Here is a 9,699-nt window from a genome sequence, read left to right as displayed (position 1 = left end):
GAGCGTGAGGAAGGACGCTTTCGTCGCACTCACTCCACAGTGGACACTCGGTTGCTGCGGGGGTTCCAGCACCACCGGCACGCCATCAGCCCTGGTACCGCCGCTTGAGCCGCTACTCAAAACGATCTTGAAACGGCCCTGCGGAGTGTGTCCGTCGCGGATACACAACTGCATTGCGCGGCGTGCCCGAGCCATCTCGGCCCGTTCCCGCATCCGTTGCTTGCGGAAAACCGTCAGCAGAATGATCCGTCTACCGGATGCAGTCCAGTAGGAGATCCGCATGGCCTCCCGATTCAGGTTGAACCGCAGCTCACGAAGCTTGCCGTCGAGCTGGCGGGTATACGGCTCACCCAGCAGAACTCCTTGCTCGGCAAGCAGGTTGATGTAGAACTCCGCGATTTCTCGGTCATGCTGGTTCAGCGAGCCGATCCATGACTTCACTTCGGGTTCGAGTTCGACCTCGCCCCACGGTATAACATCCATGTTATAACCGCAACTCCAGTCCTCTCGGCCGGGCGACCGAGTCGGGCCGGAGTGCAGCACGACCTGCCGACGAGGCGTCGTTAATTGATCACTGGAAGTGGCAGTTATCCACAGAGAGGGCAGTTATCCACCAATTGGAACCGGAGGCTTCAGGCCGTCCGACACGTGCCGGGCCACCCGGTCGGCCAGCCGCGCACCACACCGGCGCCGGCGGCCGCAGCCCGAGGTTCGACGGCGCGTCAAGCACGGCGATCAAGGGACCTCCTGCGCAGGCCGTCCCAGCTCAGCATGACCAGTCCGGACCACACCAGGGCGAAGCCGATCCACCGCTCCACCGGCATGTGCTCACCGATCACCAGCACGCCCAGCAGGAACTGGATCACCGGCGCGATGTACTGCAGCAGTCCGATCATGGTCAGCGGGATCCGGGTCGCCGAGCCGGCGAACGTCAGCAGCGGCAGCGCCGTCACCACCCCGCCGCCGGCCAGCAGCAGCGCGTGCCCCACGCCGTGACCGGCGAAGGTGCCGGCACCGGAACCCTCCAGCACCCCCAGGTAGATCAGCGCGGGCACCGCGGTCAGCCCGGTCTCCACGGCCATCGACTCCACCGCGCCGGTCGCTGCCAGCTTCTTCAGCAGCCCGTAGATCCCGAACGCGAACGCCAGCGTCAGCGCGATCCACGGCGGCCGACCGTAACCGATGGCCAGCACCACGACCGCGACCGTGCCAAGGCCCACCGCGGTCCACTGCCAGCCGCGCAGCCGCTCACCCAGCGCGACCACGCCGACCACGACGGACACCAGCGGCCCGATGAAGTAACCCAGGGCGGTCTCCACCACGTGCCCGGTGTTGACGCCGTAGATGTAGGCCCCCCAGTTGATCGTGATCAGCACCGCCGCGCCGGCCAGCAGCCCGAGCCGGCGGCGGTCACGCAGGATCGTCCGAAGATCGGACCAGGCCGTGCCGCTGCGCCGCCGGGCCACCCAGAGCAGGGCGAGCACGAACACCAGCGACCACACCATCCGGTGCGCCAGGATCTCGAGCGCGCCTGCCGGCTTGAGCAACGGCCAGTACAGCGGGAACAGGCCCCAGATCCCGTACGACGTGATCCCCAGCAGGACACCCTGACGATATTCGGGGTAGACATCGGACGTCTGTCTCGCCAGTGTCCGGGACGTCACCCAATCGATCATAGGCTCGATCCACACTGGGACTTGTCCGAGCGGCCGCTCAGGGGCAGGCTCGCCATGTGAGTCCGCTCACTGCGACATCGCGACGCCGCGCGCACCCGCTGCGCCGCCGTGCCCACCCATCCCCGAGCGACACCCCCTGCCACGCATGCCGGCTCGGGCCGTCTCATGTTCCGTTGGAGGCCCCATGCGCATCACTGTGACCGTTGACGGCACCCAGTACACCGACGACGTCGAACCTCGGATGCTGCTTGTGCACTATCTGCGTGACCGGCTCGGCAAGGTCGGCACGGTCGTCGGTTGCGATACCAGCAACTGCGGCGCCTGTACCGTCCATCTGGACGGGCACAGCGTGAAGTCCTGCTCGGTGCTCGCGGTCCAGGCCGACGGCAGCGAGGTCACCACGATCGAGGGGCTGGCCCGCGACGGGGCGCTGCACCCCGTCCAGCAGGCTTTCCACGACAACCACGCCCTGCAGTGCGGGTTCTGCACCCCCGGCATGATCATGCAGGCGATCGACCTGCTGGCCGACGATCCCGACCCGGACGAGGCGGCGGTGCGCGCGGGCTTGGAGGGCAACCTCTGCCGCTGCACCGGTTACCAGAACATCGTGCGCGCGGTGCGCGACGCCGCGCACCACATGCGACCCGGCGCCGGCCCCGAAGCCGAGCAGGTGTCGGAGCGGACCGTGGTGGCCGGGGGCGGTGCGTGATGACCGCGACGATCGAGCCCGAGGTCGGCAAGGCCCGCAAGCGCAAGGAAGACGCGCGACTGATCACCGGCCGTACCAGGTGGACGGACAACATCACGCTGCCCGGCATGCTGCACATGGCGATCCTGCGCAGCCCGCTGGCGCACGCGAAGATCACCAAGATCGACACGTCCCGGGCCAAGGAGATGCCGGGTGTGGTGGCGGTGTACACGGCCACCGACCTGGACCCCGAAGGCGTGATCAACCTGCCGGTCGGGTGGCCGGTCACGCCGGACATGAAGCACCCGCGCCGGCCGGTGCTGGCCGCGGACACGGTGCATTTCGCCGGTGAAGGCGTGGCCATCGTCGTCGCCCGGGACAACTACGTGGCGCACGACGCGCTGGAAGCCATCGACATCGACTACGACGAGCTGCCGGTGGTGCTGGACATGGAGGCCGCGCTCGCCGAGGGCGCCCCGCTGGTCCACCCGGAGCTCGAGACGAACCGCAACGCCCTGTGGATCTTCGACTCCGGTGAGGCCGGCACCGGCGCCAGCATCGAGCAGGCCATCTCCGAGGCGGAGTCGTCCGACGACGGGATCGTGGTCAAGCGCCGGTTCCGCCAGCAGCGGCTGATCCCGGCTTTCATGGAGCCACGGTCCACCGTGGTCGATCCGACCGCGGCGCAGCTGACGATCTGGTCGTCCACCCAGGTGCCGCACATCGTCAAGACCATGACCGCGCTCACCCTCGGGCTGCCGGAGCACAAGCTGCGGGTGATCGCGCCGGACGTCGGCGGCGGGTTCGGCGGCAAGATCAGCGGCCTGCTGCCCGAGGAGGCGGCCACGATCCTGGTGGCGCAGAAGCTCGGCCGGCCGGTCAAGTGGACCGAGAGCCGGTCGGAGTGCATGGTCACCGCGCACCACGGCCGCGACCAGATCCAGGACATCACGATCAGCGCCCGCCGGGACGGCACGGTCACCGGGCTCAAGGTGGAGTTGCTCGCCGACATGGGCGCCTACCTCGGGTTGGTCACGCCGGGCGTGCCGCTGCTGGGCGCGTTCATGTACAACGCGATCTACAAGTTCCCGGCGTACCACTTCGCCTGCACCAACGTGTTCACCAACAAGACGCTCACCGACGCCTACCGCGGCGCCGGTCGGCCCGAGGCCACGTTCGCCGTCGAGCGGATCATGGACGAGCTGGCCGTCGAGCTCGGCATGGACCCGTTGGAGATCCGGGAGAAGAACTGGATCAAGCACGAGGAGTTCCCGTTCACCACGGTGTGCGGGCTGATCTACGACTCGGGCAACTACGAGGCGGCGACCGCGAAGGCCATGGAGCTCTTCGGGTACGACGCGCTGCGGGCCGAGCAGAAGCAGCGGCGGGAGTCGGGCGACCCGGTGCAGCTCGGCATCGGGATCTCCACGTTCACCGAGATGTGCGGGATCGCGCCGTCCCGGGTGCTCGGCGCGCTGAACTTCGGCGCCGGCGGTTGGGAGCACGCGTCGATCCGCATGCTGCCCACCGGAAAGGTCGAAGTGGTCACCGGAACCTCGCCGCACGGCCAGGGACACGTGACCGCGTGGAGCCAGATCGTGGCCGACCAGCTCGGCGTCCCGTTCGAGGACGTCGAGGTGATCCACGGTGACACGCAGTCGTCGCACAAGGGCCTGGACACCTACGGCTCCCGGTCGCTGGCCATCGGCGGCATCGCGATCGTCAAGGCCGCCGAGAAGGTGGTCACCAAGGCCCGCCGGATCGCCGCGCACCTGATGGAGTGCTCCGAGGACGACCTGGACTGGTCGCCCGGCGCGTTCACCGTGAAGGGCACGGACAAGTCGATGTCCATCCAGGAGATCGCGCTGGCCACGTTCTTCGCGCACAACTACCCGGAAGGCAGCGAGCCCAACCTGGACTCGCAGGCCACGTTCGACCCGGACAACTTCTCGTTCCCGCACGGCACGCACCTGTGTGCGGCCGAAGTGGACACCGAGACCGGCCGGGTCCGGTTGCGCTCCTACGTCTGCGTCGACGACGTGGGCGTGGTGGTCAACCCGCTGATCGTGGAGGGCCAGGTGCACGGCGGCCTCGCCCAGGGCATCGCGCAGGCGCTGTTCGAGGAGGCCGTGCACGACGAGTCGGGCCAGCTCACCACCGGCACGTTCGCCGACTACCTGCTGCCGTCGGCGGCCGACCTGCCGTCGTTCACCACCGACCGCACCGAGACGCCGGCGACGTCGAACCCCTTGGGCGTCAAGGGAGTCGGCGAGGCCGGCACGATCGCGTCCACCCCGGCGGTGGTCAACGCTATCGTGGATGCCGTGCGGCACATGGGGGTCAACGACATCGAGATGCCATGCTCGCCGATGCGGGTGTGGTCGGCGATCCGCTCCGGAGGTGCGCAGTGATCCCCGCGGCATTCGACTACGTCGCACCGACCACGGTGGACGATGCGGTGCGCTCGCTGGCCGAGGCCGGCGAGGACGGCAAGGTGATCGCCGGCGGGCAGAGCCTGCTGCCGGTGCTGCGGATGCGGCTGGCCGCGCCGTCGAAACTCGTTGACCTGAGCCGGATCCCGGAGCTGCGCGGGGTGCGTGAGGAGGGGAGCTCGATCGTGATCGGCTCCATGACCACGCACTACGAGGTGCAGCGCGACGCCCTGGTGCGGGAGCACGCGCTGCTGCTGGCGCTCACCACGGACACGGTGGCCGACCCGCAGGTCCGCCACCGCGGCACGTTCGGCGGTTCGCTGGCGCACGCCGACCCGGCGGGCGACCTGCTCGCCCCGGCGCTGGCGCTGGACGCCGAGCTGGTGCTGTCCGGAATGGACGGCCGGCGCAAGGTTCCGGCGTCGGAGTTCTTCGTGGACTTCTTCACCACCGCGATGCGGCCGGGCGAGATCCTGGTCGAGGTGCGGGTGCCGAAGTACACCGGGTGGAGCGCGCATTACGAGAAGTTCAACAGGGTGGCCCAGGCGTGGTCGATGGTCGGCGTGGCGGTCGCCATGCGGACCGAGGGTGGCACGATCGCCGAGGCACGGGTCGGGCTGACCAACATGGCGTCGGTCCCGGTGCGGGCCCGCGGCGTGGAGGAGGCGCTGGTCGGCCAGCCGGCGTCGGCCGACTCGATCCGCGCCGCGGCCGAGCGCGCGGCGGAGGGCACCAGCCCGCCGTCGGACGGCAACGCCGACGCGGAGTTCCGGTCGCACCTGGCCAAGGTGCTCACCGGGCGCGCGGCGATGGCGGCGGCCGGCGTCTGATTCTGGAGAGGAAACCGAGTGCAACTCGAGCACACGTTCACGGTGCCGGCCGACGTCGAGACCGTGTGGCAGGCCGTGCTCGATCCGGAACGGGTGGCGCCCTGCATGCCGGGCGCCACCCTGACCGAGGTCGAAGGGCAGTCGTTCAGCGGCACGGTGAAGGTCAAGATGGGCCCGATCTCGTTGCTGTACAAGGGATCCGGGGAGTTCCTGGAAACCGACGAGGCGGCCCGCCGGGTGGTGATCAAAGCGTCCGGAAAGGACTCCCGGGGCAACGGCACGGCCGCGGCCACGGTCACCGTGACGCTGCGCCCGGACGGCGGGTCGACCACCGGCGAGGTGCACACCGACCTGTCCGTCACCGGCAAGCCGGCGCAGTTCGGCCGCGGGATGATCTCCGAGGTCAGCGGCAAGATCCTGGACAGCTTCGCCACGTCGCTGGCCAGCAAGCTCGCCCCGGAGCCCGAGGAGCCCGCCTCGGAGCCCGAACCGCCGAAGCTGTCCGTCGTCGAGTCATCGGATGAATCCACCGCGTCGAACGGCAAACCCGCCGACGAGCCGAGCGGCAACCCGCCGGGGAACGCCAAGCCGGCGGGCCCCAAGCTGGCCCCGGTGGCACCGCCGGAGCCCGAGCCGATCGACCTGCTGTCCGTCGCCGGACCGTCGGTCGTGAAGCGCGCCGCCCCGCTGCTCGTCCTGCTGTTCGTGGTGCTCGTCGTCGTGGCCCTGCGGCGGCGTTCCCGCTAGGGTTCGTCCCGGGACAACGCCGCCCAGCCACATGGGGTCAACGTGCGGCAGACCGGGACAACCCTGCTTCTGTGCTGCGCGCTGCTCGCCGGCTGCGCCACGGGCACCGTAGGCGCCGCCCCCGAGCCGATCCCGCCTGTCCCGCGCGGCCAGTCCGTCGCCGCCGCCCCACTCGCCCCCAGTACCCGGTCCTTCACCGTGGTCGCCGCCGGCGACGTGCTCATCCACCCGGCCCTCACCGAGCAGGCCACCGCCGACGGCAAGGGCCGCCGCGACTACTCGGCCCTGCTCGCCGGCGTCAAACCCGTGATCGAGCAGGCCGACCTCGCCATCTGCCACCTAGAAACCCCGATCGCCCCGGCCGCCGGCCCGTTCCGGGGCTACCCCCAGTTCTCGGTTCCCCCGGAGATCGCCACCGGGTTGGCGGGCCTCGGCTACGACACCTGCTCGACCGCCTCCAACCACACCCTCGACCAGGGCCCCAAGGGCGTCGCGACCACTCTCGACACGCTGGACGCCGCGGGTATCAAGCACACCGGCTCCGCACGCTCCGCGGCCGAGGCCGCCACCCCGCTCATCCTCGACGTCCACGGCATCAAGGTCGCCCAGATCTCCTACACCTTCGGCCTCAACCAGGGCACCAGCACCCCCGCCGGCTCCCCCTGGCTCGCCAACATCCTCGACCCGGCCCGCGTCCTCGCCGCCGCCCGCGCCGCCCGGAAAGCCGGCGCCGAAGTCGTCGTCGCCAGCCTCCACTGGGGCATCGAGGACCGCACCGAACCCACCCCCGACCAACTCCGCATCGCCAAACAGCTACTCAACGACCCCGCCATCGACCTCATCGTCGGCCACCACGCCCACACCGTCCAACCCATCGAACAGATCAACGGCAAATGGGTCTTCTACGGCCTCGGCAACCAAATAGCTCGCCACGACCAACCCCGCGGCACCACCGAAGAAGGCATCATCGCCCGCTTCCGCTTCACCAGAACAAACGACGGCTGGCACGCCGACAAAGCCGAATACATCCCCACCCTGGTCGACCTCGGCCCACCCCTCCGCCTCCTCGACCTCACCACCAACACCACCATCCCCGCCCCCCGCAAGACCCAGGCCCTTACCCGCATCGACAAAGCCGTCCGCAGCCGCGCCGCCGCCGACCACGGCCTCACACGTCCAGGTGAATGAAGGTGGGCTCTGGCCGCCATACCAGAGTATGGTCGGCCTCGTGCCCGTCAAAACGATCAAGATCAGACTGCGCGAGGACCACCTCCCGTACGTACGGCAGTTCGCCAAGGACGCGGGTATGACGACGTCGGCGTGGGTCAGGAGGATGGTGGAGCACAAGCTGTGCAACCTCGTTGGCCTGGCCGCGATGCGCGAATGGGAAGCCGAGAACGGCCCGTTCACCGAAGAAGAGCTCGCCTGGGCGGATGCTCAGATCGCGGCGGCGGATGCTCAGCTCCGAGCTGACCAGGAAACGGCCGAATGACCGCTGGGAACCACTCGGCGGTCGCCATACTGGAGTATGGTGGTAGCGTGGCGACGAAGAAGATCACGATCACCTTGCCCGAGGATCACCTCGCGCAGGTGCGGGCGTTCGCGAAGGAAATGGGCATGCCGCTGTCGACGTGGCTCGCCAAGGTGGTCGATCACGAGATCCGCATCCGGAAGGGGTTGGCCGCGATGCGTGAGTGGGAGCTCGAAGATGGCCCGTTGACCGAAGAAGAGCGTGCGGCGGCGCGCGCCGAACTGGAAAAGGCCGCTGCGGGTGCGCGTGCCAAGTCATCGAAGAGGCGAGGTACGGCCGCGTGAGCGCAGGTCCCTTTCCGCCGATCGTCTATGACGCCGGCGCACTCGTGGCGGCGGAGCGTGGTGATCGACGCCTGCGCACCCTCCATGATCAGGCGCTCCTGGCGAGGACCACCATTCTGGTGCCAGCGCCGGTTGTCGCTCAGGCGTGGCGCAACGGGGCTAAGCAGGCGCGGCTTTCGAGGTTGCTCGACGGTTGCACGATCACGCCAACCGACGAGGAGGTGGCGAAGGCCGCTGGTGTGCTGCTGTGCGCCAGCCGCACATCGGACGTGGTGGATGCGATCGTTGTGGTGACGGCATTACCCCTGGGAGCGCTCGTCTTCACCAGCGATGCGGACGACCTCAACAAGCTGGCCCACGCTGCCAATGCTGAGTTGGAGCTGGTACCCGTATAGCTACTTGAGGAACTGGTGCCAGTGGGGGTGGGGGAACTCGAGGTGGGGGCCGTCGGGGTTCTTGGAGTCACGGACGGCGACGGCTTCGACGGTGACGGCGACCTCGACGCAGTCGCCGTGCGCGGTGGCGCCGCTGAAGCTGCTCTTGCGCCACGCTACTTCTACGCAGTTTCCCGTGCTGGCGCCGCTGAAGCTGCTTTTGCGCCAAGGTGTGCAGCTTGACTCAGTCGAGCCCATCGCTGTTCTCCTCCGGAGGGTCGTAGTCGCTTGCCAAGCGGGCAATAAACTCCCTGGATTGTCCCTCATCCAGGGCAATCCTGGCCAGTTGACCCAAGGTCGTGCGGTAGGCTTGAACTTCGCGCGGCTCCTCGAGAAACAGGCTCGAGGTTGGGGTTTCGACGTACGCCACCGGCCGGTGATCGGCGTACTCCATCAAGCAGAACGGGCCACCCAGCGCGCCGACAGGCCCCGCTGAGGCGAGCACTACCCGGATCAAGTATCGGGTGCGTCCGGAAATCAGCGCCATGCGCAGCAACTGCTCGTTCATGATCCGGTTATTGCCGACCGGAGAGCGGAGTACGTGTTCTGGGATGAAGAAGATGAGTTCGCCATGTTCCTGCCGGCGGCGGAGGTCCTGCCGGTTCAGCCTTGCCTGCACTAGCGGCTCGATCCCGTCTTCGTTGATGAACGGCCCCCACCGGAACAGCGCTCGGGTGTAGTCCTCGGTCTGCAGCAGTCCTGGTATGACGTGTGGCTCATAGCTGATGATTCGGCTTGCGGTGGTTTCGTGGAGGATCAGGGTGAACAGCTCATCCGGTAGAGCGCCGCCGTGGGGGCGGAGCCAAGTGGAGGAGTAGACCTCCCGGCACAGGGCCATGAGTCGATCCCGCTCGGGGCCGGAGACCTGGCAGAAGCCCAGGAATGTCGCGACATCTACCGCGGAGGCGCCGCGGGTTCCGCCTTCCAGGCGGGATATCCGGCTGCCCGACCAACCCAGCTTCCGGGCCAGTTGGCCTCCGGTGTAACCGATCTGTTCGCGGGCGCGGCGGAGTTCGATGCCGAGTTCGCGGCTGCGGGCTGTCGTCTCGTGGTCCTTCACGAGACGGGAAAGTAAGG

At 68.5% G+C, this 9,699-nt stretch carries 12 protein-coding genes; 8 read left to right on the top strand and 4 right to left on the bottom strand.

The annotated features are described in order from the left end of the window. On the bottom strand, positions 1–483 hold a 483-nt coding region (locus tag VGR06_RS33045; RefSeq protein WP_327563108.1), incomplete at its 3' end, for a type II toxin-antitoxin system RelE/ParE family toxin. Positions 484–722: 239 nt separating this feature from the next. Continuing rightward, a complete protein-coding gene (gene rarD / locus VGR06_RS33040; RefSeq protein ID WP_327563107.1) occupies positions 723–1,664 on the bottom strand; it encodes an EamA family transporter RarD in 942 nt (313 codons plus the stop codon). Positions 1,665–1,860: 196 nt separating this feature from the next. Between rarD and VGR06_RS33035 the strand changes: the two genes are divergently transcribed. The 8 genes from VGR06_RS33035 to VGR06_RS33000 are packed head-to-tail and all read left to right on the top strand — an operon-like array spanning position 1,861 to position 8,583. Beyond that, on the top strand, positions 1,861–2,385 hold the full coding sequence (locus tag VGR06_RS33035) for a (2Fe-2S)-binding protein (RefSeq protein ID WP_327563106.1): 525 nt from the start codon (positions 1,861–1,863) through the stop codon (positions 2,383–2,385). Next, positions 2,385–4,775: a xanthine dehydrogenase family protein molybdopterin-binding subunit gene (locus VGR06_RS33030; RefSeq protein ID WP_327563105.1), complete on the top strand. Its 2,391-nt coding sequence runs from the start codon at positions 2,385–2,387 to the stop codon at positions 4,773–4,775. Before VGR06_RS33035 ends, VGR06_RS33030 begins: the two co-directional genes overlap by 1 nt. Next, the gene (locus tag VGR06_RS33025; protein ID WP_327563104.1) at positions 4,772–5,626 is read left to right on the top strand and encodes a xanthine dehydrogenase family protein subunit M; all 855 of its coding nucleotides are present in this window, start codon (positions 4,772–4,774) and stop codon (positions 5,624–5,626) included. The genes VGR06_RS33030 and VGR06_RS33025 overlap by 4 nt, the downstream gene beginning before the upstream one ends. A gap of 18 nt (positions 5,627–5,644) precedes the next feature. Continuing rightward, positions 5,645–6,373 carry an SRPBCC family protein gene (locus tag VGR06_RS33020; RefSeq protein WP_327563103.1) on the top strand — a complete coding sequence of 243 codons (729 nt, stop codon included), beginning with the start codon at positions 5,645–5,647 and terminating at the stop codon, positions 6,371–6,373. A gap of 42 nt (positions 6,374–6,415) precedes the next feature. Continuing rightward, the gene (locus tag VGR06_RS33015; RefSeq protein ID WP_327563102.1) at positions 6,416–7,561 is read left to right on the top strand and encodes a CapA family protein; all 1,146 of its coding nucleotides are present in this window, start codon (positions 6,416–6,418) and stop codon (positions 7,559–7,561) included. Between the two features lie 28 nt (positions 7,562–7,589). Further along, entirely contained in the window at positions 7,590–7,865 is a 276-nt protein-coding gene (locus VGR06_RS33010; protein WP_327563101.1) for a hypothetical protein, read from the top strand. A 47-nt stretch (positions 7,866–7,912) separates the two neighbouring features. Then, a complete protein-coding gene (locus VGR06_RS33005) occupies positions 7,913–8,188 on the top strand; it encodes a hypothetical protein (RefSeq protein WP_327563100.1) in 276 nt (91 codons plus the stop codon). Further along, complete coding sequence (locus VGR06_RS33000) at positions 8,185–8,583, top strand: PIN domain-containing protein (protein ID WP_327563099.1); 399 nt, start codon at positions 8,185–8,187, stop codon at positions 8,581–8,583. Before VGR06_RS33005 ends, VGR06_RS33000 begins: the two co-directional genes overlap by 4 nt. Here the strand turns inward: VGR06_RS33000 and VGR06_RS32995 are convergent, their stop codons facing one another. Both VGR06_RS32995 and VGR06_RS32990 read right to left on the bottom strand, forming a co-directional pair. Next, on the bottom strand, positions 8,584–8,820 hold the full coding sequence (locus VGR06_RS32995; RefSeq protein WP_327563098.1) for a DUF397 domain-containing protein: 237 nt from the start codon (positions 8,818–8,820) through the stop codon (positions 8,584–8,586). Beyond that, a complete protein-coding gene (locus tag VGR06_RS32990; protein ID WP_327563097.1) occupies positions 8,807–9,682 on the bottom strand; it encodes a helix-turn-helix transcriptional regulator in 876 nt (291 codons plus the stop codon). The genes VGR06_RS32995 and VGR06_RS32990 overlap by 14 nt, the downstream gene beginning before the upstream one ends. Between the last annotated feature and the right edge of the window lie 17 nt (positions 9,683–9,699).

Source organism: Actinophytocola sp. (assembly GCF_036002505.1).
Taxonomy (GTDB): Bacteria; Actinomycetota; Actinomycetes; order Mycobacteriales; family Pseudonocardiaceae; genus DASYTH01.
This window is presented reverse-complemented; position numbering and strand designations above follow the sequence as displayed.